Origin of the sequence: Cupriavidus sp. SK-4 (assembly GCF_000611125.1) — a bacterium.
Taxonomy (GTDB): Bacteria; Pseudomonadota; Gammaproteobacteria; order Burkholderiales; family Burkholderiaceae; genus Cupriavidus; species Cupriavidus necator.
The window spans coordinates 1-23439 of record NZ_JFJW01000100.1 but is presented as its reverse complement, the minus strand read 5'-3'; the positions used below and the strand labels follow the sequence as shown (position 1 = coordinate 23439).

Genomic DNA, 23439 nt, shown 5'->3' with positions numbered 1-23439 from the left:
GCGGCCGCCAGCCTCGCTGGCGGCCCTTTTTTTGCGTGCGCTGGCAGACATCTTGCTAGTTCACTTTCCGTGCCGGCCGGCACCCGCCAGCTTGCGGGTTTCGCCGGTACGGGTATGCTGAAAGGGCCAGTGACTCGACAGTATCGCCGTGGGCGCCCCGAACGGGCAGGCGCGGCGGGCTGGGGACAGGAAAGCCAGGGCAAAACCAGGGCAGCCGGTAGCGACCACGAAGTCGCAGTGAAGCGGTAGCACCGGAAGCCCGCGACATGGAGGAACGGCCATCATGGCGGGGCGGTATTTCGACGAGATGCTGGACTGGCGCACGGACGGGGCGCAATTGGTCATCCAGGCGGGGCAGGCAATGCCTGAAGGCGCGGTGCGCCCGCATTACCGGCATTTCGCTGACTGGCTGGCGCGGCAGTCTGAAAGCACGATGGGCAACAAGCGCGCCGAGGCCGACCTGATCTTCCGGCGCGTGGGCATTACCTTTGCCGTCTACGGCGACAAGGATGAAGCCAACAGCGGCACCGAACGCACCATTCCGTTCGACGTGATCCCGCGCATCTTCCCGGCCAGTGAATGGGCGCTGCTGGAAAAAGGCCTGCGCCAGCGCGTGGCTGCGCTCAACCGCTTTGTCCACGACATCTACCACGGCCAGGACATCATCCGCGCCGGCGTGATCCCGCCCGACCAGATCTACAACAATGCCCAGTACCGGCCCGAGATGCTCGGCGTCAACGTGCCGCACGACATCTATGCGCACGTGGCCGGCATCGACGTGGTGCGCGCCGGCGAGGGCGAGTTCTACGTGCTGGAAGACAACCTGCGCGTGCCCTCGGGCGTGTCGTACATGCTGGAAAACCGCAAGATGATGATGCGGTTGTTCCCGGACCTGTTCGCGCGCAACCGCGTGGCGCCGGTGGCCCACTATCCTGACCTGTTGCTCGACATGCTGCGCGGGGTGTCGCCGCAGGCCATTGCCGATCCCACCGTGGTGGTGCTGACGCCGGGCATGTACAACTCGGCGTACTTCGAGCATGCCTTCCTGGCGCAGCAGATGGGCGTGGAGCTGGTCGAAGGCAGCGATCTCTTCGTCGAGGACGACCACCTGTTCATGCGCACCACGCAGGGCCCGCAGCGCATCGACGTGATCTACCGCCGCGTCGACGACGATTTCCTCGACCCGCTGGTGTTCCGCCACGATTCCTCGCTGGGCGCGGCCGGCCTGCTGTCGGTCTACCGGGCCGGCAACGTGACCATCTGCAACGCCATTGGCACGGGCGTGGCCGACGACAAGTCGATCTATCCGTACGTGCCCGACTTGATCCGCTTCTACCTGGGCGAAGAGGCGATCCTCAGCAACGTGCCGACCTACATGTGCCGGCGACCGGACGACCTGCAGTACGTGCTGGACCATATGGAAGAACTGGTGGTCAAGGAGACCCACGGCGCCGGCGGCTACGGCATGCTGGTCGGCCCGGCCGCCACGCGGGCCGAGATCGATGCCTTCCGCGAAGTGGTGAAGGCGCGCCCGGAGCAGTACATCGCGCAGCCGACGCTGGCGCTGTCGACCTGCCCGACCTATGTGGAGTCGGGCATCGCGCCGCGCCATATCGACCTGCGCCCATTCGTGCTGTCGGGCAAGGAGGTGCGCATGGTGCCTGGCGGCCTGACCCGTGTGGCGCTGCGCGAGGGCTCGCTGGTGGTGAATTCCTCGCAAGGGGGCGGCACCAAGGACACCTGGGTGCTGGAACGATGAACGCGAACCCCTTGATGACCGCCGCAATCACCGCCATGGCGACCGCCGCCACGCCAGGAGAGCCCACATGCTGAGCCGCACCGCCGACCACCTGTTCTGGATGGCCCGCTACACCGAGCGCGCGGAGAACACCGCGCGCATGCTCGACGTCAACTACCAGACCTCGCTCCTGCCGCAATCGGCCGAAGTGGCCGAGCAGGGCTGGTGGGCCATGCTCGATATCTCCGAGCTGACCGACGTCTTCGACCACAAGTACGGACTGCTGTCGCGCGATGATGTGATCGACTTCATGGTGCGCGACATGACCAACGCCTCGTCCATCATGAGCTGCCTGCGCGCGGCGCGCGAGAACGCGCGCGCGGTGCGCGGCTCGCTGACCACCGAGGTTTGGGAAACCGTCAACACCACCTGGCTGGAGGTGCAGCGCATGATCGCCGACGGCGTGTTGAAGGAGGACCCGTCGGCGTTCTTCGAATGGGTCAAGTTCCGCTCGCACCTGGCGCGCGGGGTCCAGTTCGGCACCATGCTCAAGGACGATGCCTTCCACTTCATGCGGCTGGGCACGTTCCTGGAGCGCGCCGACAACACCGCGCGGATCCTCGACGTCAAGTTCCAGGCATCTGGCAGCGACGAGAGCGATGCCAACCGCGACCAGAACGATTTCTATCACTGGGCCGCGGTGCTGCGCTCGGTATCGGGCTTCGAGGTCTACCGCAAGGTCTACCGCGCGGTCATTACGCCGCAGCGTGTGGCCGAGCTGCTGATCCTGCGGCCCGACATGCCGCGCTCGCTGGTGTCGAGCATGGACGAGGTGGTGGCCATCCTGCACACGGTGCGCAACCAGCAATCGGCGGAAACCGAGCGCCAGGCTGGTAAACTCCACGCCGACCTGAAGTATGCGCGCATCGACGATATTTTCGCTGTCGGCCTGCACGCGTACCTGACCAGCTTCCTGGAGCGCATCGGCGATCTCGGCAATGGCATCAGCCGGGACTTCCTCGTGCCGCTGCTGGCTGCCTGAGATGGGCCGCCGGCAGCCTCCATGTGCCGCTGCCGCGCCCTGATACCGTGAAATACAAGATCCACCACCATACTGTTTACCGCTACGCCGAGCCGGTGCGCCGCAGCGTGCACGAAGTGCGGCTCGAGCCGCGTTCGGGCCCGCTGCAGACCGTGCACCGCTGGCAACTGGTCGCGCCTGGCAATCCGTCGGCGGCGCACGACGGCTTCGGCAACATCGTGCACAACTTCACGGTGGCCGGACCGACCAGCACCATCTCGATCGAAGCCAGCGGCGAGGTGGAAGTGCTGCCGCCGCATGGCGACCTCGACCGGGACGGCCACCATGCGTTCTGCGACGCCCCGCCCCCCGGCGAATCCCGGGTCTCGCCGCTGTACTTCCTCGGCAGCACGCCACTGACCTCGGCACCGCCGGAGATGCAGGCGTTTGCCGCACCGTTCCTGGCGGCCGGGCACGAGATTCCTGCGCTGCTGGCGCTGGCCCAGGGGATTGCCGAGCGGGTGCGCTACAAGCCCAACACCACCGACGTCGGCACCTCGGCGGCCGAGGCCTTCAGCCTGGGCAGCGGCGTGTGCCAGGACCAGGCGCAGGTGATGGTGGCGGCGTGCCGGGCGCTGGGTATCCCGGCACGCTATGTGAGCGGATACTTCTACGATCCGGCCGCGATCGAGATGGCCAGCCATGCCTGGGCCGACGTATGCCTGGACCCGGCGCGCGAGGTGTGGTGCAGCGTCGACATCACCCACGGCTGCCTGACCGACGAGCGTCATATACGCCTCGCGGTGGGGCGCGATTACGCGTCGGCTGCACCAGTCAGGGGCATCCTTGAAGGGGGGGGCGGCGAGACGCTTGAAGTCGATGTGAGCATTGCGCCGCTTTTTACCTGATTAGGTGCCTGATTCCAGACAGGGCGCGGTGCCGCGGCACCGGCGCTAGAATCCGGGGTATGCAGGCCATCGGCTGGCCACTTCCGGCTGCCGCAAAGCTCACCAAAACAAGACCATGACTTACTGTGTAGCCATGCGGCTGGATGCCGGCCTGGTATTCCTGTCCGATTCCCGCACCAATGCGGGGGTAGATGCCATCTCCACGTCGCGCAAGATGACGGTGTTCGAAGAACCCGGCGATCGCGTGATGGTGCTGATGACCGCCGGCAACCTGGCGATCAGCCAGTCGGTGCGCCAGATCCTGGCCGAGAACCATGACGAGAAGCGCTCGCTGTGGACCGCGCGCGACATGTTCGAGGCCGCTTCCATCGTCGGCGAGGCGGTGCGCCAGGTGCACAAGCGTGACGCGCATGCGCTGCGCGATGCCGGCATCGAATTCAATGTCAGCCTGATCTTCGGCGGCCAGGTGCGCGGCGAACGCGTGCGCCTGTTCAACATCTACGCCGCCGGCAACTTTGTCGAGGCCACGCCCGAGAACTGCTACTTCCAGATCGGCGAGGCCAAGTATGGCAAGCCCATCGTCGACCGCGTGGTGCACCCGTCGCTGCCGCTGGCCGAGGGGGCCAAATGCGCGCTGATCTCGATGGATTCGACGCTCAAGTCGAATATCTCGGTCGGCCTGCCGCTGGACCTGCTGGTCTATGAGGCCGATACGCTGTGCGTGACGCGCTTCGTCAACATCGACGAGCGCAACGCCTACTTCCGCATGATCCGCGACACCTGGGGGCAGCGCCTGCGCCAGGTCTTCGGCGAGATCCACAACCCCGAGTGGGATCCCGGCGCGCCCGCCGAATTCTCGCTGGCGCGTCCCGGCGAGGCCGACCGCTGGGGCCAGCCGGTGCGCGCCAAGCGCAATCCGTCGCGTACCCAGGACTGAGGGCCGGGCGAGGAAACAATCAATGCGCGAGATCATTCATTTTTCCCATGCCAACGGCTTTCCTGTGACCACCTACCGCAAGCTGTTTGGCGAACTGGACGGCGACTTCGAGTTCCGCGCCGTGGACCGCTACGGGCACAAGCCCGAATTCCCGGTGACGCGCGGCTGGCCGCACCTGGTGGAGGAGCTGCTCGGCGAGATCGACCGCCAGTACCGCGAGCCGGTGTGGCTGGTGGGCCATTCGCTGGGCGGCTTCCTGTCGCTGATGGCGGCGCTGCGGCGCCCGGAGCGCGTGCGCGGCGTGGTGATGCTGGATTCGCCGATCATTGCCGGCTGGCGCGCGTCGCTGCTGAAGACCGCGCAGATGTTCGGCATGGACGAAAAGCCCGGCCCGGCGGCGGTGACCAAAAACCGGCGCACCCACTGGCCGGACGCCGAGGCGGTCTGGGAACACTTCCGCGCCAAGCCCAACTTCGCGGTGTGGGACCAGGAAGTGCTGCGCGACTACGCCATCCACGGCACCGAGCCGACCGGCAAGCACAACGAGCGGCGGCTGCGCTTTGACCGCGAGGTCGAATACTGGATCTACCGCACGCTGCCGACCAGCCTGGGGCGCAAGGTGGCGCGCGGCGCGCCGGTGCCGGTCGGCTTTGTCGCCGGCACGCGTTCGCGCGAGGTGCGCCAGTGCGGGCTGGGTGCCACCCGCAAGCTGGTCGGCCCGAACCTGCGCTTTATCGAAGGCGGCCACCTGTACCCGATGGAGCGGCCGCAGGAGACAGCGCAGCTGGTGCGCGACCTGATCGGCGCGATGCGCCGCGAGGGGCGCTGAGGCGGGTGTGCGGCGCATGCGCCGCAACACACCGGGAAACCCTGTCGCAGCCCCGCCGAGGAGGGGTGCTGTCACAATTTCCGGGTCGGCGGGAATCGGGCTCTCATGTATAATCCCGATTTCCCCGGCAAGCTCGGTTTATGACCAAATTCGTCTTCGTCACCGGTGGCGTCGTCTCTTCTCTCGGCAAGGGCATCGCTGCTGCCTCGCTCGCGGCCATTCTTGAGTCGCGCGGCCTCAAAGTCACCCTCCTCAAGCTAGATCCCTACATCAACGTCGATCCCGGCACGATGAGCCCTTTCCAGCATGGTGAGGTGTTTGTCACGGAAGACGGTGCTGAAACCGACCTGGATCTCGGCCACTACGAGCGTTTCGTCTCGGCCAAGATGCGCAAGTCGAACAACTTCACCACCGGCCAGATCTACGAATCGGTGATCCGCAAGGAGCGCCGCGGCGAATACCTGGGCAAGACCGTGCAGGTGATCCCGCATATCACCAACGAGATCCAGGCTTTCGTCGAGAAGGGCGCCGCGGCGTCGCACGACGGCAAGGCCGACGTGGCGCTGGTGGAAATCGGCGGCACCGTGGGTGACATCGAATCGCTGCCGTTCCTGGAAGCCGCGCGCCAGATGAGCCTGCGCATGGGCCGCAACCACTGCGCCTTCGTGCACCTGACGCTGGTGCCGTTCATTGCCAGCGCCGGCGAGTTGAAGACCAAGCCGACCCAGCACTCGGTGCAGAAGCTGCGTGAAATCGGCATCTCGCCGACCGCGCTGCTGTGCCGCGCCGACCGCCCGATCCCGGACGACGAGCGCGCCAAGATCTCGCTGTTCGCCAATATCCCGCAAGACGCCGTGATCTCGGTGTGGGATGCGGACAGCATCTACAAGATCCCGCAGATGCTCAACGAGCAGGGCCTGGACCGCCTGATCTGCGAGGAGCTGCGCCTGGATCCCAAGCCGGCCGACCTGTCGATGTGGCAGAAGCTGGTCAATGCGCAGGAAAATCCCGAGCACGAAATCACCATCGGCATGGTCGGCAAGTACGTCGACCTGACCGAGTCGTACAAGTCGCTGATCGAGGCGCTGCGCCACGCCGGCATGCACACCGCCACGCGCGTCAACATCGAGTACATCGATTCCGAGGAACTGGAATCGGGCCACCTCGAAGTGCTGGCTCCGCTCGACGCCATCCTGGTGCCGGGCGGCTTCGGCAAGCGCGGCACGGAAGGCAAGATCCGCGCGATCCAGTACGCCCGCGAGAACAAGATCCCGTACCTGGGCATCTGCCTGGGCATGCAGCTGGCCGTGATCGAGTTTGCCCGCCACCTGGCCGGCATGACCGATGCCAACTCGACCGAGTTCAACGTGGAAACCGAGCACCCCGTGGTCGCGCTGATCACCGAGTGGGTGGACCGCGAAGGCAAGGTCGAGCAGCGCTCGGCCGATTCCGACCTGGGCGGCACCATGCGCCTGGGCGCCCAGCGCGTGCCGGTCAAGGAAGGCACCAAGGCCGCGACGATCTACGGCGCCGAGGTCAACGAACGCCACCGTCACCGCTACGAGGTCAACAACCACTACGTGCCGACGCTGGAAAAGGCCGGCATGGTGATCTCGGCGCGCACGCCGACCGAGAACCTGCCGGAAATGATGGAGCTGCCCGAGTCGATGCACCCCTGGTTCGTCGGCGTGCAGTTCCACCCGGAATTCACCTCGACGCCGCGCGACGGCCACCCGCTGTTCAAGGCCTACGTCGAAGCCGCGCTGGCCAGCCAGCAGCGCAAGGGCGCGTAAGCCCCGGCGGCAAGCAGGAGAGACAGTCATGAAACTCTGTGGATTCGAGGCCGGCCTCGACAAGCCGTTCTTCCTGATCGCGGGTCCGTGTGTGATCGAGTCGGAGCAGATGGCGCTGGATACGGCCGGCGAGCTCAAGGCGATCACCGCTGAACTGGGCATCCCGTTCATCTACAAGTCGTCGTTCGACAAGGCCAACCGGTCTTCGGGCAAGTCGTTCCGCGGCCTGGGGATGGAAAAGGGCCTGGAGATCCTGGCGACGGTCAAGCGCGAGATCGGCGTGCCGGTGCTGACCGACATCCACGAGATCGACGAGATCAAGCCCGTCGCCGCCGTGGTCGACGTGCTGCAGACACCGGCCTTCCTGTGCCGCCAGACCGATTTCATCCGTGCCTGCGCCCAGAGCGGCAAGCCGGTGAACATCAAGAAGGGCCAGTTCCTGGCGCCGCATGACATGAAGAACGTGATCGACAAGGCCCGCGACGCTGCGCGCGAAGCCGGCCTGCCCGACGACGTCTTCATGGCCTGCGAACGCGGTGTCTCGTTCGGCTACAACAACCTGGTGTCCGACATGCGCTCGCTGGCGATCATGCGCGAGACCGGTGCCCCGGTGGTGTTCGACGCCACCCACTCGGTGCAGCTGCCGGGCGGCCAGGGCACCAGCTCGGGCGGCCAGCGCGAGTTCGTGCCGGTGCTGTCGCGCGCCGCCGTCGCCACCGGCATCGCGGGCCTGTTCATGGAAACGCACCCGGACCCGAGCAAGGCCATGTCCGATGGCCCCAACGCGGTGCCGCTGTCGCGCATGAAGGAACTGCTGGCCGTGCTCAAGGACCTGGACACGCTGGTCAAGCGCGCCGGCTTCCTGGAAGACAACTTCGGCTGGCCGGCCTGCGCCTGAGCAGGCCCGGGTTTGTCACCACCGCAATGCCGGTGGTGACAAACCATATCGAAAGACAATACAAAAAATCGGGAGATTCTCCATGGCCGCGGGCTTTATCATCGCCTACGTCGACGTGACCGACCCCCAGCAGTACGAAGAGTACAAAGTGCTCTCGAGCAAGGCCATGCAGATCCATGGCGCCGAAGTGCTGGTGCGCGGCGGCAAGACCGAGCCGCTGGAGGGCGAGTGGGCGCCGACCCGCGTCGTGGTGCTGAAATTCCCCAGCTATGAAGCCGCCAAGTCGTTCCACGACGGCGAAGCCTATCGCGCCGCCCGCAAGGCGCGCGAGCACGCGGCAAAGATGAACATGATCGTGGTGGAAGGCGCTGCCTGAGGGTTGTCGGGCAGTTTGACATGCGCCTGACACGGGCACAGGTTGAAGTAATCAGCAGCAGCAAGAATCAACAGTCAGAGAGGAATTCATGAGTGCAATCGTAGATATCATCGGTCGCGAGGTTCTCGACTCGCGCGGCAACCCCACCGTCGAATGCGACGTGCTGCTGGAATCCGGCGTGATGGGCCGCGCAGCGGTGCCGTCGGGTGCGTCGACCGGCTCGCGCGAAGCCATCGAACTGCGTGACGGCGACAAGTCGCGTTACCTGGGCAAGGGCGTGCTGAAGGCCGTCGAGCACATCAACACCGAAATCTCCGAAGCCATCATGGGCCTGGACGCCTCCGAGCAGGCCTTCCTGGACCGCACCCTGATCGACCTCGACGGCACCGAGAACAAGGGCCGCCTGGGCGCCAACGCCATGCTGGCCGTGTCGATGGCCGTGGCCAAGGCTGCTGCTGAAGAAGCCGGCCTGCCGCTGTACCGCTACTTCGGCGGTTCGGGCGCGATGCAGCTGCCGGTGCCGATGATGAACATCGTCAACGGTGGCGCGCACGCCAACAACAGCCTGGACATCCAGGAATTCATGATCATGCCGGTGTCGCAGACCAGCTTCCGCGAAGCCCTGCGCTGCGGCGCCGAGATCTTCCACGCGCTGAAGAAGATCCTGGCCGACAAGGGCATGTCCACCGCGGTGGGCGACGAGGGCGGCTTCGCCCCCAACTTCTCGTCCAACGAGGAATGCCTGAACACCGTGGTGCAGGCCATCGAGAAGGCCGGCTACCGCGCCGGTGAAGACGTGCTGCTGGCGCTGGACTGCGCCGCCAGCGAGTTCTACCACGAAGGCGAAGGCGTGTACCAGCTGGAGGGCGAAGGCCTGAAGCTGACCTCGACCCAGTTCGCCGACTACCTGGCCAACCTGTGCGACAAGTTCCCGATCGTGTCGATCGAGGACGGCATGGCCGAAGGCGACTGGGACGGCTGGAAGACGCTGACCGAGAAGCTGGGCACGCGCGTGCAGCTGGTGGGCGACGACCTGTTCGTCACCAACACCAAGATCCTGAAGGAAGGCATCGAGAAGGGCATCGGCAACTCGATCCTGATCAAGATCAACCAGATCGGCACCCTGACCGAAACCTTCGCCGCGATCGAGATGGCCAAGCGCGCCGGCTACACCGCCGTGATCTCGCACCGCTCGGGCGAAACCGAAGACAGCACCATTGCCGACATCGCCGTGGGCACCAACGCCGGCCAGATCAAGACCGGCTCGCTGTCGCGCTCGGACCGCATGGCCAAGTACAACCAGCTGCTGCGCATCGAGGAAGACCTGGGCGATATCGCCAGCTACCCGGGCAAGGGCGCGTTCTACAACCTGCGCTGACACCTTGCCCCGCCGTTCCCGCTTGCGCGGGAGCGGCAGCAAGCGGATGGAACGGCGGCGGCCAGGGATTCCCTGGCCGCCGCCGTTTTTGTATCGAAATCTGCCTGGCAATTGCCTTCTAGGCTGAGTTCGCAGATCATTGTGCGGAATTTCCTGTCCGCCATCTTTCATGCGCCTGATCTCGCTGCTGTTGTTCGTGCTGCTGCTTGCCATCCAGTACCCACTCTGGCTGGGCAAGGGCGGCTGGCTGCGCGTGTGGGACCTGAACCGGCAACTGACCGAGCAGGGCACCCGCAACCAGACGCTCAAGCTGCGCAACGCCAAGCTGGAAGGCGAAGTCGCCGACCTGCAGGACGGCACCGGCGCGATCGAGGAGCGTGCCCGCTATGAGCTGGGCATGGTGAGGGAAGGCGAGGTCTTCGTGCAGTTTGTCGCGCCGGCGCCCAAGGTCAGCGCCACGCCGCCGTTGCCGCCGCCGGCGAATTCGGTCGCCGGAAGAGGCGGCCACTAAGAGGCGTCTTGCCTCTCGCTGTCGGTGGTCTTGGATCCAGCCCGCCGCCTGCCTGTCACCACCAGCCGTACGGATAACCGCCCCAGCCCCAGCCGGGCATGCCGACGCTGACGCCGCCGCCCCAGTGGCCGCCACCCCATCCCCCGTAATACAGGTTCCAGCTGGTGTTCGGATAGCCATAAGCCGCGCGCGCCGCCGCGGCCTGCTGGTCGAGCGCGATCGCGGCCGCCTGCTCGCGCAGAATCTCCTGGTTCAGCGTGTCGAGCTTCTGCTTGTCGTCGGCCGTCAGCGGCGCTGGCGGGATGGCGTTGGGCGCCAGCCGCGCCGTGGGCGGCGAGCCGTTGACGTCGCGCGGCAGCTCCGCGCAGCCGGCGGCCAGCAGCAGTGCGCCGGTCGCGGCGCAGGCGGCAAGGCTGCGCAGCGCGGCCGGCACGATGGCGGGAGATTCAGGCAGGGAGGGGGTGGCTCGGGCGGACATGGCTGTTCTCAGGCGCGCTTGCGGCAGCTGGATGCTGCCATCGTACAGCCGTTGGACCGGACGGCAAGGCGGTTGTTTCCGCCGTGCCGCCCCGCGCCTGCCGCTCAGTGGTGCTGGTGCGCGCCGGCACCGGCGCCGGTGGCGATATGGGTGGCCGAGAACAGCTGGGCGCAGTCGACCGGATCGAACTCATAGCGCAGGCCGCAGAAGTCGCAGTGGATCTCGACCTGGCCGCGCTCGGCGATGATGCCTTCGATCTCTTCCTGGCCCAGCGACTGCAGCATGCCCGCCACCTTGGGGCGCGAGCAGGAGCAATGGAAATGCGGCGTCAGCGGCTCAAACACGCGCAGGCCGGCGGCCTGCAGGTCTTCCCAGAACAGGCGGCGCAGCAGGGTGTCGGGGGTCTCGGCCAGCAGTTCGTCGGCCTTGAGCGTGGCGCCCAGCTGCACGGCGCGGTCCCAGGTGTCCAGGTCCTGCGCGCGGGCATGGCTGGCCAGCGGCGCGCCGGTCTCGCCGACTTCCGCGGTGCCGCCGTAGGCCGGCAGCTTCTGCAGCAGCATGCCGGCGGCGACGTGGTCGTCGGCCGCCAGCCACAGGCGCGTGTCGAGCTGCTCGGACGCCTGCATGTAGTGCTCCAGCACGGCGCTGATCGAGGCCAGCGGGCCATGCGCGTCGGCCAGCGGCACGATGCCCTGGTACGCCTGCTGGCCCGGCAGCTTGTCCTTCGGGTCCAGCGTGATGGCAAAGCGGCCGTGGCCGTGGGCGTTGACCATCTGCGCCAGCGTGGCGTCGTCGGCGATGTGCGCGTCCTCGGCCAGCTTGGCGGTGGCGCGCATCGACAGGTCGGACAGGCATTCCACCACCAGCATGCGCACCGGGCCGTCGCCGTGCAGCTGCATCACCAGCGCCCCGTTGAACTTCAGGTTGGCCGACAGCAGCGCCGCGGCGGCCATCATCTCGCCCAGCAGCCGGCGCACCGGTGCGGGGTAGCTGTGGCGGCCCAGCACTTCTTGCCAGGTAGCTTCCATGCGCACCAGCTCGCCGCGCACGGGAGCCGCGTCGAACAGGAATTTCTGCAGGGTGTCGGGGGTGGTGGTATCGGTCACAATAATCTGTCGATGATTCGGTAGGTGCCGCCGCGGTCGTCAGCCGATCCGCTTGAGCTGTTGCTTGTACATGGCCTGCCGGGTGGCGTAGGTCTCGGCGTTGCGATACAGGTTGGCGACGTCGGCGTCGGTCAGCTGGCGCACCACCTTGGCCGGCGCGCCCAGGATCAGCGAGCGGTCCGGAAAGACCTTGCCCTCGGTCACCACGGCACCGGCGCCGACCAGGCATTCCTTGCCGATCACGGCGCGGTTCAGCACCACGGCCTGGATCCCGATCAGCGAGCCTTCGCCCACGGTGCAGCCATGAAGCATGGCCTGGTGGCCGATCGAGACCTTGTCGCCCAGGGTCAGCGGGCAGCCCGGGTCGGTATGCAGCACCGAGCCCTCCTGGATGTTGGTGTCCTCGCCCACCACGATCGGTTCGTTGTCGCCGCGGATCACGACACCGGGCCAGGCGCTGGCGCGGGACTTGAGGGTCACGTTGCCGATGACGGTGGCTTCGGGGGCCACGTAGGCATCGCTGTCGATATTGGGCTTGACGTCGCCGAGCTGGTAAAGCGCCATGGGGTCTCCTGCACGAAAGGCTTTTGTTGAAGTGGGGGTTGCCGCCGGACTTTAAAGGGCCAGGGTGGGGTGCGGGCGCGCGGCGCCAAGGCGACTGCGCGGCTTGCCCGGCAGTCGGGCACCGGCCAGGCCCTACAATGGCGGCAGACCCGGATTTTACGCTCATGCCAGAAAAAACACCCACCGCCGCCTTGCCTGCACCGTCACTTTCGCCGCGTCACCAGGCGCTGGCGGTGCTGTGCATGACGGATCCCCGGGAAAAGTCCGTGGCGGCGCGGGCACTTTACCGCCAAGCGACGACATTGCCGGACGAGGCGCTTGCCGCCGGCGAGGCGATCCGGGCCGATGCCGGCCAGGCCATCCCCGGCCGCCCCGCGCGGCCGCCGCTGGTGGCGCCGCAGGATGTCGAGCGGCGCCGCTCGCTGCATACCCCGGCCGGGCGCGCGGCGATGATCCATGCGCTGTGCCATATCGAGTTCAATGCCATCAACCTGGCGCTGGACGCGGCCTGGCGCTTCGCCGGCATGCCGCCCGGCTACTACCGCGACTGGCTGCGCGTGGCCGATGAAGAGGCGTACCACTTCACGCTGCTGGCCGACCACCTTGGCACGCTGGGCGCGGCCTACGGCGACTTCCCTGCCCACAACAGCCTGTGGGAGATGACCGACAAGACCGCCGGCGACGTGCTCGCGCGCATGGCGCTGGTGCCGCGCACGCTGGAGGCGCGCGGGCTCGATGCTTCGCCGCCGGTGCGCGCCAGGCTGGCCGGCGCCGGCGCCCACGCCGCCGCGGCCATCATCGACATCATCCTGCGCGACGAGGTCGGGCACGTCGCCATCGGCAACCACTGGTACCGCTGGCTGTGCGCGCAGCGCGGCCTGGACCCCGTTGCCACCTACGCGCAGCTGGCCGGGCAGTACCGCGCGCCGAAGCTGCGCGGGCCGTTCAATCTCGATGCGCGGCGCGCTGCGGGCTTCGATGAAGATGAACTGGCCTGGCTGGAGGCATCGGCCGGTTAGGCCTGCCGTCCTGCACCTCAGCCGCGCGCGGGAAAGCCATGCCTGCGCGCCGACCAGACCACCAGCCAGGTTGCGGCGAGCAGGGCAGCCAGCACGGGCGGGAATGCGCCGATGCCGACGCCATCGAGCAGCATCCCGCCGATGACGCCGCCGCCGGCGATGGCAATGTTCCAGGCCGTGACCAGCATCGACTGGGCCACGTCCGCGGATTTGCCGGCGGTCTTCGCCAGCGCCGTCTGGAACAGCGTGGAAACGCCGCCGAAGCCCAGACCCCAGATCGCGGCCGCGGCATAGACCACGGCCGGGTGCCCGCCTCCGGCCCCAAGCGCCAGCACCGCAAGCCCGAACAGCAGCGTGCTGGCCAGCGTCAGCGCCCGCAGCCACTGGTCGATCAGGACGCCGGTGATCCAGATGCCGGCGAGCGAGGCCAGGCCGAACACGAACAGGACCAGGTCAAGCCGTGCCCCGGCGTCGCCGGCTCGCAGGAACGGCGCGATATAGGTGTAGAGGATGTTATGCGCCAGCACGAAGGCGAGCGTCACGAACAGCACCGGACGCACGCCCGGCACGGTGAACACGCGCGCGATCGGCAGCCGCTGGCCGGCGGGCTGGCCGGCAAAATCCGGCACGCTCGCCAGCACCCAGGCAATCAGTCCCAGCGTCAGCACGCTGATGATGCCGAAGCACGCGCGCCAGCCCATGAGGGCACCGAGGAAGGTCCCGGATGGCACGCCCAGCGACAAGGCGAGGGGGATGCCAACCATCGCGACAGCAATGGCACGACCCTTGAGGTGATCGGGAACCAGGCGCGCGGCATAGCCAGCCAGCAGCGCCCACAGCAGGCCGGCCGAGACCCCCGCAAGGAAGCGCGCCGCCATGGTCAGGACATAGTTGCCGGACCAGGCCGTCACGGCGTTGGCGATGGCAAAGCCCGCGATCGCAAGCAGCAGCAGCGGCCGTCGCCGCAGCCCTTGCGTGGCTGCCGTCAGCGGCATGGCGGCCACCAGTGAACCGAAGGCGTAGATGGTGACGAGCTGGCCGGCAAGCGGCTCGGAGATGGCAAGGCCCGCGCCGATCTGCGGCAGCAGCCCTGCCGGCAAGGCCTCGGTCAGGACGGTGATGAAGCCTGCGACGGCAAGCGCAAGCAGTGCCGGAAGCGGTAGCCGCGCTGGCTGCGCGTCCGGCTGTGCATCGTTCGCAAGCGTGTTGGTGGCTGTGGTCATGTTCGCGCCTGGATAAGGGGTGATGTGTTGCTTGGATGGTTATGCGGCCGCGGGGGCGGCACCGTAGACCGCGTCGCGCAGGTCGGTGACAAAGCGGCCGGACATGCCCTCGTACAGCGTGTTGGTGAACGCCACCACGCTCAGCCCCTGGCTGCGGTCGACGAACCAGGCGTGGCCGTAGGCCCCGCCCCAGCGCCAGGTGCCGGCAGCTTCCGGGGAGCCCGCCCGGCGCGGATCGCGCAGCACCGAGAAGCCCAGCCCGAAGCCGGTTCCCGGCGCATCGGGCAGGTCCAGGCCGCCAGTCTGGTCGCGCGCCATGTCCTCGACCAGGGCGAATGGCAGCAACGCGCCGCCGCCCTGGCGCAAGCTCTCCAGCAGGCGCAGGAAGTCTTGCGCCGTGCCCGCCATGCCCGCGCCGCCGGAGGGGAAGGCCCGCGCATTGAAGATGCGGGCGGGGCTGTAGGGAATGCCAACCGTGCCTTCGACCACCGGCACGGCCTCGCTTTCGCGCAGGCGGTGCGGGTGCGGGCTGTCATTCACGTACGGGGTCGGCACGCGGTGCGCATCGCGTGCCACGAAGCCGGTGTCGTCCATGCCTAGCGGGCCGGTCACCAGCTGGCGCACTGCTGTGTCCAGCGGCGTGCCATGGACGCGCTCGATCAGCGCGCCCAGCACGTCAGTCGCGAGCGAGTAGCCCCACGCGGTACCGGGCTTACCGGCGCGGGCATAGGGTCCGTCTTCGCCGGACTCGAAGAAGCGATAGCCCAGCCCCGCGGTATGGCTGAGCAGCTGCCGCGCCGTGATACGTGCCGGTCGGCCATCGGCCAGGCGCGGGCGGAATTCGGGCAGCCAACGGTCGATACCCTGGTCAAGGTCGAGCCGGCCTTGTGCCACCAGCACCAGTGCAGCCACGGAGACGATTGGCTTGCTTACCGAAGCCAGCCGGAAGACCGCATCCATGCGCATCGGCTGTCCGCTTTCCCGATCGGCCAGGCCTGCCGCCTGCTGGTGGATCAGTTCGCCGTCACGGCTGACCAGCACGACGGCGCCGACCAGTCGCCGTTGCTCCAGCGCCTGTCGGACCACGGCGTCGATGCGCGCATTCAGGGGCGCGGGGAATGCAGGGGAGACACCTGGGCGCGGTGCAAGCGTGGGGAGGGACACAGCGGAATCCTTGTTCAATGAACGACCCGCTCACGATAAGGCCCCAGCCATTAAAGAAAAAGTGGGCTACAGTTCCTTTTTCTCCGGAACTTTGTGTCCGCAATCGAGGGGCATCATGGACAGCCTCAGTGGCTTCGCAGTGTTTGTGCAGGTGGCCGAGACCCGCAGTTTTGTCGCGGCGGGGCGCTTGCTGGGAGTGTCGGCCTCTGCCGTCGGCAAGAGCGTGGCGCGCCTGGAAGAAAGGCTCGGCGTACGGCTGTTCCACCGCAGCACGCGCAGCGTGACGCTGACCGCCGAAGGCACGCTGTTCCTGGAGCGCAGCCGCCGCGTGCTCGCCGAGATCGAAGCCGCGGAGCTGGAGCTGGCCGAAGCCACCGCGGCGCCGCGCGGCCGCCTGCGCGTGAGCCTGCCGCTGGTCAGCTCACTGGTCTTGCCCGTGCTGGGCGATTTCATGCGCGCGTATCCGGACATCGAGCTGGATCTGGATTTCACCGACCAGCTGGTCGATGTCATCGAGGAGGGCTTCGATGCGGTGGTCCGCACCGGCGAGCCCGCCGACTCGCGCCTGTCGGCGCGCAGGCTGGGTGCGTTCCAGGCGATGCTGGTGGCATCGCCCGAGTACCTGGCGCAGCGTGGCACGCCGAAGCTGCCTGCCGACCTGGCCAGCCATGCCTGCCTGCATTACCGCTTTCCGCACACCGGCAAGCTCGAGGCCTGGCCGCTGCGGCGCGCGCCGGGCGAGCCCGAGCTGGCGCTGCCGACATCGATGATCTGCAACAACATCGAGACGCGCCTGTGTTTTGCGCTGCGCGGCCTGGGCATTGCCTGCCTGCCGGATTTCGCCATCCGCGAGCAGCTGGCCGATGGCAGCCTGTGCCAGGTACTGGCTGGCCATGTGGGGCCGGCCAAGGCCTTTCACGTGCTCTGGCCGGCGAGCAGGCATCCCTCGCCCAAGGTGCGGGCGTTGGTCGATTTTCTGTGCGCGCGGGTCTTTCCTGCCGACGAGGCGCCGGCAGGGCAGGCCCGACCTGCCTAGGCGCGCTTGCCCGCGCGCTCTTCCTCCAGCAAGCGCAGCACGCGCCGCTGGATCTTGCCGGTGGTGGTCATCGGCAGCTGGTCGATGAATTCGATCGCCTTCGGGTATTCATACGGCGCCAGCTGGCCGCGCACATGCGCCTGCAGCTCCGTGACCAGCGCCGCGTCGCCATCGAAGGAACGGGCCACCGACGGCGTCAGCACCACGAAGGCCTTGACCACGGCACCGCGCTCGGGGTCGGGCGAGGGCACCACGGCGCAGTTGGACACCGCCGGATGCTTGAGCAGGCAGTTCTCGATCTCGCTGGGCCCGATGCGGTAGCCCGAGGACTTGAACACATCGTCGGCACGCCCCTGGTACCACAGGTAGCCGTCGGCATCGACGCGCGCCAGGTCGCCGGTGCGGCACCAGCGCAGGCCGTCGCGCTCGGTGTACTTGCCCGCGGTGGCGGCCTCGTTCTTCCAGTAGCCGAGGAAGAACACCGGGTCCGGATGCCCGGCGCTGTCGGTGGCGCACACCGCGACCTCGCCGTCCTCGCCCGGCGCGCAGGGGCGGCCTTCGTCGTCGATCACCTGCACGCGGTGGCCCGGATAGGGGCGTCCCATCGAGCCCGGCCGTGCCGGCCAGCCCAGTTGCTCGTCGTCGTACTGCGCGGTGCAGTTGCCGACGATGTAGTTGATCTCGGTCTGGCCGAACATCTCGTTGACGATCACGCCCAGCGCGTCGCGGCACCAGCCGAACACGGTCTCGCCCACGGCCTCGCCGGCGCTCATCAGCGCACGCAGCCTGATGTCGTAGCGCTGCAGCGGCTCGGGGCAGGCCTTCATCATCTGCTTGAGCGCGGTCGGGAACAGGAAGGTGTTGGTGACGGCGTAGCGCTCCAGCAGCTCGAAGGCGCGCTCGGCGGAGAATCGGCCCTGGTAGCCGACGATGGGCTTGCCGAAATACAGCGCCGGCATCAGCGCATCCCACAGGCCGCCGGTCCAGGCCCAGTCGGCCGGGCTCCAGAACACGTCGTCGTCCTGCGGATACCAGTTCTGCGAGCAGACAAAGCCGGTCAGGTTGCCGATCAGCGCGCGGTGCGGGATCAGCGCGCCCTTGGGCGGGCCGGTGGTGCCGCTGGTGTAGATCAGCACCGCGGCCTCGTCGGCCTTGGTCTGCTCGGCGACAAAAGCCGGCAGCTGCGCGGCCAGCAGCACGTCCCAGTCGTAGTCGCCGCGGCCATGCGCGCCGCCGGCGGCAATCACGGTGGCCAGCGTCGGGCATTCCGGGCGCGCGGCCAGCACATTGTCGATGGAAGTCTCGTCGGCGATTGCCACGCTGGCTTCGCTGTGCGCGATGCGGTAGGCCAGTGCCTCGGGCCCGAACAGCATCGACAGCGGCATGGCGATGGCGCCGAGCTGGTAGATCGCCATATGCGCGATCACGGTCTCGATCCGCTGCGGCATCACGATCGCCACGCGGTCGCCGCGCGCCACGCCCAGTGCGCGCAGCGCCGCCGACAGGCGGTTGGCTTCGGCCTGGATATAGGCAAAGGTATGTGCGTTGCGGCGGCCGTCCTCGTGCTCGGTATAGACCGCGATGCGGTCCATCGTGGCCGGGTCGCGCGCCCAGCGCCCGCAACAGGCCTCGGCGATATTGAAATGCGGGGGGATTTCCCAGCGGAAGGATTCATACAGGGCGCGGTAGTCGTCGCGCCGGCGTGCCGGCAAGGCAGCTGCGGCCATCCAGGTCTCCGGTAGGTTCGGATCGCGGCAATGGCGGCCCCCGAGATGGCGGTGGCCGCTATAATGCCCTCAAGCGAACGATCGTTCTATTTTGTGTGGGCTTCCCTCGCCAGCCCCCGTGGCGCCGCGCCCGGCGGCAGGACGACCCACGCACCAGGGTGGAGACAATGAGAATCAAGGAAACCTCGCGGTCTGAATTTATCACGTTGCGCGGGCTGCGCTACCACGTGCGCCACTGGGGCAAGCCCGGCGCGCGCAAGCTGTTCATGCTGCATGGCTGGATGGATGTGGCCGCGTCGTTCCAGTTCTTGGTCGACCACCTGCGCGGCGACTGGCATGTGATTGCGCCGGACTGGCGCGGGTTTGGCGAGACCGACTGGCCCACGCGCTACCCGGGCACGCAGTCGTACTGGTTCGCCGACTATATCGCCGACCTGGAGGCCTTGCTCGACCATTACGAGCCCGACGGCCAGGTCGACCTGGTCGGCCACAGCATGGGCGCCAACGTGATCTGCCTGTATGCCGGCATCCGCCCGCAGCGCGTGCGCCGCGTGGTGGACCTGGAGGGCTTCGGCATGACGGCGACGCGGCCGGTGCATGCGCCGAAGCGCTATGCGCGGTGGCTCGACGAACTGCGCGCCGGCTCGGCGCTGAAGACGTATGACAGCGTGGACGGCGTTGCCGCCCGGCTGCAGAAGACCAACCCGCGCCTGCCCGACGACCGCGCCGCCTTCCTGGCGGCGCACTGGTCGCGCCGAAATGCGGACGGCCGCTGGGAGATCCTGGGAGACCCGGCGCACAAGCTGGTCAACCCGATGCTGTACCGGCTCGATGAGGTGATGGCGATCTGGGAGCAGGTCAGCGCGCCGGTGCTGCACGTAGAGGCGCGCGATTCGGAGACGCTGCGCAATATCGCCCACAAGCAGGCCATCGACGAATTCAAGGAGCGCTTCCGCGCCTTCCGTGACTTCCGTGAAGCGGTGGTCGATGACGCCGGCCACATGCTGCATCACGACCAGCCCGCCGCGGTGGCGGAGCTGGTGGAGTCGTTCTGCAGCGCGGTGTGAACGCTGGCGCCGCCGCTCAGGCGTGCGTAAGCTTTTCCTTCAGCGCGGCGTTGTTGCTGGTGTGCACGTGCACCAGCGCCTTTTCCGGGAAGGCGTAGTGGTAGGCGCGGCGCAGCGCCAGCGCGGCCTCGTGGAAGCCTGACAGGATCAGCTTCTGCTTGTTGGTGTAGTAGGCGATATCGCCCGCGGCAAAGATGCCGCGGCGCGAGCTTTCATAAGTGGTGGTGTCGACCAGGATGCGGCCGGCGCGCATGTCCATGTCCCACTGCGCGATCGGGCCCGGCTCGGACACCAGGCCGTATAGCGCCACCAGTTCATCGGCGGGCAGCACGGTGCTGCCGTCGCGGGTGCGCACCTCGACCTCGGTCAGCGGGCCGTCCTGACCTTCGGTGCGCAGGGCGCCGAGCATGCCGACCACGAAATCCATCTCGCCGGCCGCCACCGCCTCGCGCATTTCCGCGACGGTGCCGTCAGCCGCGCGGAAGCCTTCGCGCCGGTGCACCAGCGTCACGCGCGCCGCCACCTTGCGCAGCGCCAGCGCCCAGTCCAGCGCCGAGTCGCCGCCGCCGGCCACCACCACGCGCTTGCCGGCAAAGCGCGACACATCGCGCACGGCGTAGTGCACGTGGCGGCCTTCCAGCGCCGGTGCTTCCGGCAGCGCTACGCGCTGCGGCGCGAATGCGCCCGCGCCGGAGCAGACCAGCACCGCGGCGACATCGAAGCGCTTGCCGCCGTCGGTGGTGACCAGCAGGCGCTCATGGGCGGCATGCCCGTCAGGTGCCGGCTGCCGCGGGATTTCGGACAAGCTTTCCGCGCGCTGGCCGAAGTGCATCGGGAAGTCGAACGGCGCGCATTGCTCCAGCAGCCGGTCGACCAGGTCCTGCGCCAGGCAGCCCGGCACGGCGGGGATGTCGTAGATCGGTTTTTCGGGATAGAGCTCGGTGCACTGGCCGCCGGCGCGGTCGAGCACATCGATCAGCTCGCATCTGAGGCCGAGCACGCCGGCCTGGAACGCGGCAAAGAGCCCGACCGGGCCGGCGCCCACGATCAGGACATCGGTGGTGGTGACGGGGGCTGGTGCGAGGGGGGTAGCGGTGGGCATTGGGCGTGGCGGGCACGCCAGGTGCCCGCAAAAAGGACGGTGCAAGGCCCGACTATACCCCGCACATCGCCCGTTTCCGCCGACGCCAGCGTTGCCGGCAGGGCTTTCCAGGGTGCGCCGGCGTCACGCATGCAGGGGGCGACGGGAGTAGAATGGCCCCATGCAAAACGCCCACGCCATCAATGCCGACCTGCATTGCCATTCCACCGTGTCCGACGGCACGCTGGCGCCGCGCGCCATCGCCGAAATCGCCCGCGACGCGGGTGTCGCGTTCTGGGCCCTGACCGACCACGACGAACTGGGCGGGCAGGCCGAGGCGCGTGCCGCGGCCGAGGAATTCGGCATGCGCTACGTGCCGGGCGTGGAGATCTCGGTGACCTGGGCCGGGCAGACCGTGCATATCGTCGGCCTGCAGATCGACCCGCACTGCCCGGAACTGATCGACGGCCTGACCGATACCCGCTCGGGGCGCGCGCGCCGCGCGCGCGATATCGCCGACGCGCTGGCAAAAGTGGGCATCACAGGTGCTTATGAAGGGGCGCTGCAGCACGTGGGCAACCCGGACCTGATCTCGCGCACGCACTTTGCGCGCTGGCTGGTCGACCAGGGCCGTTGCGCCACCGTGGGCGAGGTCTTCAGCGAGTACCTGTCGGAAGGCCGCCCCGGCTATGTCGGCCACCGCTGGGCCAGCCTGGCCGACGCAGTCGGCTGGATCCGCGCCGCCGGCGGCATCGCCGTGATGGCGCACCCGGGCCGCTACAATTACACCGATACCCAGCACGACGCGCTGTTCGATGAATTCACCGCCCTGGGCGGTGGCGCCGTCGAGGTTGTGACCGGCAGCCACACGCCCGACCAGTACCGCCGCTATGCCGGGGTGGCCCGCCACTACGGGCTGCTGGCCTCGCGCGGCACGGACTTCCACGGCCCCGGCGAAGGGCGCGTTGAGCTGGGCAAGCTGCCGCCGCTGCCGCCGACGGTGACGCCGGTCTGGCACGACTGGTAGGCGCAAGCCCGGCCTGGCCGGGGTACCCCCAGATTCCGCTCCGATCTGTCTGAATCCGCCACCCTGGTCCATGTCACAGTACTTCGAGATCCATCCGCTCAATCCGCAGTCGCGCCTGGTCAAGCAGGCCGCCCAGATCCTGCAGAAGGGCGGCCTGATTGCGCTGCCGACCGATTCCAGCTATGCGCTGGCCTGCCGGCTCGATGACAAGGGCGCCGTCGAGCGCCTGCGCCGGCTGCGTGGCATCGATGACCGCCACCACCTGACGCTGATGTGCCGCGACCTGTCCGAGCTCGGCAACTTTGCCCGCGTCGACAACCGGCAGTACCGCTGGCTCAAGGGCGCCACGCCGGGCCCGTACGTGTTCATCCTGGAGGCGACCAAGGAGGTGCCGCGGCGGCTGTCGCACCCGGCGCGCAAGACCATCGGCGTGCGCGTGCCTGAACACGCGATTCCGCTGGCGCTGCTGGGCGAGACCGGCGAGCCGCTGATCTCGGCCACGCTGCAGATGCCGGGCGACGAAGAACCGCTCAACGACCCGGCGGAAATCCGCGCGCGGCTGGAGAAGCAGCTTGACCTGGTGGTGTGCGGCGGCCCGGCGCCGGCGCAGCCGACCACGGTGATCGACCTGACCAGCGGCGAGCCCGAGCTGATCCGCGCGGGCCGCGGCGACGTCGAGCGCTTCGGGCTCTGAGGTCCCCAGGCGCTGCCACCCCGCCTGGCGGGTGCACGAGCGTGCGCCTGGGCGGCGCCGGGCCGTTACAATAGGGACCATGGATTCCTCCCTTATCCAGACCTTCGCGGTCTATGCCCTGCCGGTGCTGTTCGCCATCACTCTGCATGAGGCCTCGCACGGCTACGTGGCCAAGCTTTTCGGCGACGACACGGCCTATGCGCTCGGGCGCGTCAGCCTGAACCCGATCCGCCATATCGATCCGATCGGCACCATCGCGGTGCCGCTGCTGCTCTACATCATGACCAGCGGCCAGTTCGTGTTCGGCTATGCCAAGCCGGTGCCGGTCGCGTTCGAGCGCCTGCGCAACCCGCGCTGGCACGGCATGTGGGTGGCGCTGGCCGGGCCGGCCAGCAATGTGGTGCAGGCCTTCGTCTGGGTGCTGCTGGCCATCGGCCTGACCTGGGGCGGCGTGCGCGAGCCGTTTTTTGGCGAGATGGCGCTGGCGGGCGTGCGCGTCAACCTGGTGGTGGCGGCCTTCAACCTGTTCCCGGTGCCGCCGCTGGACGGCGGCCGCGTGCTGACCGCGCTGCTGCCGCAGGGCATTGCCCGCGCGGTGTCGCGCATCGAGCCATACGGCATCTTCGTGGTGCTGGCGCTGGTGGCCGCGGGCGTGATCACCACGGTCTGGATGACGCCGGTGGTCAATGTGCTGATGTCGCTGATCGAACTGCTGCTGCGCCCGATCGTGATGCTGCTGCAGTGACGTGCCGGGGAACGCCATGACACTTGCACACGCCGGACTCTCGGCCCCGTCCCCATGGGTTGCCCGCTGGGCCCACCTGCTGCGCCCCGGCGCGCGGGTGCTGGACCTGGCCTGCGGCA

At 68.0% G+C, this 23439-nt stretch carries 23 protein-coding genes; 16 read left to right on the top strand and 7 right to left on the bottom strand.

Going from position 1 to position 23439, the window contains the following annotated elements; all coding sequences use genetic code 11:
- Nucleotides 1-283 precede the first annotated feature (283 nt).
- From CF68_RS22010 to ftsB, 10 genes are all read left to right on the top strand, one after another.
- Entirely contained in the window at nucleotides 284-1759 is a 1476-nt protein-coding gene (locus CF68_RS22010; RefSeq protein WP_035822901.1) for a circularly permuted type 2 ATP-grasp protein, read from the top strand.
- Between the two features lie 67 nt (nucleotides 1760-1826).
- A complete protein-coding gene (locus tag CF68_RS22005) occupies nucleotides 1827-2780 on the top strand; it encodes an alpha-E domain-containing protein (protein ID WP_035822899.1) in 954 nt (317 codons plus the stop codon).
- A gap of 47 nt (nucleotides 2781-2827) precedes the next feature.
- The gene (locus tag CF68_RS22000) at nucleotides 2828-3667 is read left to right on the top strand and encodes a transglutaminase family protein (protein ID WP_200872581.1); all 840 of its coding nucleotides are present in this window, start codon (nucleotides 2828-2830) and stop codon (nucleotides 3665-3667) included.
- 115 nt (nucleotides 3668-3782) lie between these two features.
- The gene (locus CF68_RS21995; protein WP_035822896.1) at nucleotides 3783-4604 is read left to right on the top strand and encodes a peptidase; all 822 of its coding nucleotides are present in this window, start codon (nucleotides 3783-3785) and stop codon (nucleotides 4602-4604) included.
- 22 nt (nucleotides 4605-4626) lie between these two features.
- Nucleotides 4627-5433 (top strand): alpha/beta fold hydrolase, encoded by an 807-nt coding sequence (locus CF68_RS21990; RefSeq protein ID WP_035822894.1) that lies wholly within the window; start codon nucleotides 4627-4629, stop codon nucleotides 5431-5433.
- Nucleotides 5434-5573: 140 nt separating this feature from the next.
- A complete protein-coding gene (locus CF68_RS21985) occupies nucleotides 5574-7226 on the top strand; it encodes a CTP synthase (RefSeq protein ID WP_035822890.1) in 1653 nt (550 codons plus the stop codon).
- Between the two features lie 28 nt (nucleotides 7227-7254).
- Nucleotides 7255-8124 carry a 3-deoxy-8-phosphooctulonate synthase gene (gene kdsA / locus CF68_RS21980; protein WP_035822887.1) on the top strand — a complete coding sequence of 290 codons (870 nt, stop codon included), beginning with the start codon at nucleotides 7255-7257 and terminating at the stop codon, nucleotides 8122-8124.
- An 82-nt stretch (nucleotides 8125-8206) separates the two neighbouring features.
- Nucleotides 8207-8500, top strand: coding sequence for a DUF1330 domain-containing protein (locus CF68_RS21975; protein ID WP_035822885.1), 294 nt, complete (start codon nucleotides 8207-8209; stop codon nucleotides 8498-8500).
- A gap of 88 nt (nucleotides 8501-8588) precedes the next feature.
- On the top strand, nucleotides 8589-9878 hold the full coding sequence (eno, locus tag CF68_RS21970) for a phosphopyruvate hydratase (protein WP_013956143.1): 1290 nt from the start codon (nucleotides 8589-8591) through the stop codon (nucleotides 9876-9878).
- A gap of 169 nt (nucleotides 9879-10047) precedes the next feature.
- Complete coding sequence (ftsB, locus tag CF68_RS21965) at nucleotides 10048-10389, top strand: cell division protein FtsB (protein ID WP_010808995.1); 342 nt, start codon at nucleotides 10048-10050, stop codon at nucleotides 10387-10389.
- Between the two features lie 55 nt (nucleotides 10390-10444).
- On the opposite strand, the gene CF68_RS21960 is transcribed toward ftsB, so the two are convergent.
- The 3 genes from CF68_RS21960 to CF68_RS21950 form a co-directional block, all read right to left on the bottom strand.
- Entirely contained in the window at nucleotides 10445-10867 is a 423-nt protein-coding gene (locus tag CF68_RS21960) for a hypothetical protein (RefSeq protein WP_035822883.1), read from the bottom strand.
- A gap of 104 nt (nucleotides 10868-10971) precedes the next feature.
- Nucleotides 10972-11973, bottom strand: a complete 1002-nt coding sequence (locus tag CF68_RS21955; RefSeq protein ID WP_013956146.1) for an Hsp33 family molecular chaperone HslO — start codon at nucleotides 11971-11973, stop codon at nucleotides 10972-10974.
- Between the two features lie 39 nt (nucleotides 11974-12012).
- On the bottom strand, nucleotides 12013-12537 hold the full coding sequence (locus CF68_RS21950) for a gamma carbonic anhydrase family protein (protein ID WP_010808992.1): 525 nt from the start codon (nucleotides 12535-12537) through the stop codon (nucleotides 12013-12015).
- Nucleotides 12538-12674: 137 nt separating this feature from the next.
- Between CF68_RS21950 and CF68_RS21945 the strand changes: the two genes are divergently transcribed.
- Complete coding sequence (locus CF68_RS21945; protein WP_084187379.1) at nucleotides 12675-13556, top strand: ferritin-like domain-containing protein; 882 nt, start codon at nucleotides 12675-12677, stop codon at nucleotides 13554-13556.
- Between the two features lie 17 nt (nucleotides 13557-13573).
- Here CF68_RS21945 and CF68_RS21940 read toward each other — a convergent pair whose 3' ends face one another.
- Together CF68_RS21940 and CF68_RS21935 are read right to left on the bottom strand one after the other, a co-directional pair.
- A complete protein-coding gene (locus CF68_RS21940) occupies nucleotides 13574-14779 on the bottom strand; it encodes an MFS transporter (RefSeq protein ID WP_035822879.1) in 1206 nt (401 codons plus the stop codon).
- Nucleotides 14780-14818: 39 nt separating this feature from the next.
- Nucleotides 14819-15943: a serine hydrolase gene (locus CF68_RS21935; RefSeq protein WP_035822877.1), complete on the bottom strand. Its 1125-nt coding sequence runs from the start codon at nucleotides 15941-15943 to the stop codon at nucleotides 14819-14821.
- Nucleotides 15944-16058: 115 nt separating this feature from the next.
- Between CF68_RS21935 and CF68_RS21930 the strand changes: the two genes are divergently transcribed.
- A complete protein-coding gene (locus tag CF68_RS21930) occupies nucleotides 16059-16979 on the top strand; it encodes a LysR family transcriptional regulator (protein ID WP_035822875.1) in 921 nt (306 codons plus the stop codon).
- Here the strand turns inward: CF68_RS21930 and CF68_RS21925 are convergent.
- On the bottom strand, nucleotides 16976-18706 hold the full coding sequence (locus tag CF68_RS21925; RefSeq protein ID WP_035822873.1) for an acyl-CoA synthetase: 1731 nt from the start codon (nucleotides 18704-18706) through the stop codon (nucleotides 16976-16978). The genes CF68_RS21930 and CF68_RS21925 overlap by 4 nt on opposite strands.
- Nucleotides 18707-18873: 167 nt before the next feature.
- On the opposite strand from CF68_RS21925, the gene CF68_RS21920 reads away from it, so the two are divergent.
- A complete protein-coding gene (locus tag CF68_RS21920) occupies nucleotides 18874-19773 on the top strand; it encodes an alpha/beta fold hydrolase (protein ID WP_035822871.1) in 900 nt (299 codons plus the stop codon).
- Between the two features lie 16 nt (nucleotides 19774-19789).
- Here the strand turns inward: CF68_RS21920 and CF68_RS21915 are convergent, their stop codons facing one another.
- Entirely contained in the window at nucleotides 19790-20875 is a 1086-nt protein-coding gene (locus CF68_RS21915) for an NAD(P)/FAD-dependent oxidoreductase (RefSeq protein ID WP_035822868.1), read from the bottom strand.
- A gap of 160 nt (nucleotides 20876-21035) precedes the next feature.
- Here CF68_RS21915 and CF68_RS21910 point away from each other — a divergent pair, with 160 nt between their 5' ends.
- The 3 genes from CF68_RS21910 (at nucleotide 21036) to CF68_RS21900 (ending at nucleotide 23320) form a co-directional block, all read left to right on the top strand.
- On the top strand, nucleotides 21036-21881 hold the full coding sequence (locus CF68_RS21910; RefSeq protein ID WP_035822865.1) for a 3',5'-nucleoside bisphosphate phosphatase: 846 nt from the start codon (nucleotides 21036-21038) through the stop codon (nucleotides 21879-21881).
- Between the two features lie 70 nt (nucleotides 21882-21951).
- Nucleotides 21952-22575 (top strand): L-threonylcarbamoyladenylate synthase, encoded by a 624-nt coding sequence (locus tag CF68_RS21905; RefSeq protein WP_035822863.1) that lies wholly within the window; start codon nucleotides 21952-21954, stop codon nucleotides 22573-22575.
- A 79-nt stretch (nucleotides 22576-22654) separates the two neighbouring features.
- Nucleotides 22655-23320 (top strand): site-2 protease family protein, encoded by a 666-nt coding sequence (locus tag CF68_RS21900; RefSeq protein ID WP_035822861.1) that lies wholly within the window; start codon nucleotides 22655-22657, stop codon nucleotides 23318-23320.
- The last annotated feature ends 119 nt before the right edge of the window (nucleotides 23321-23439 follow it).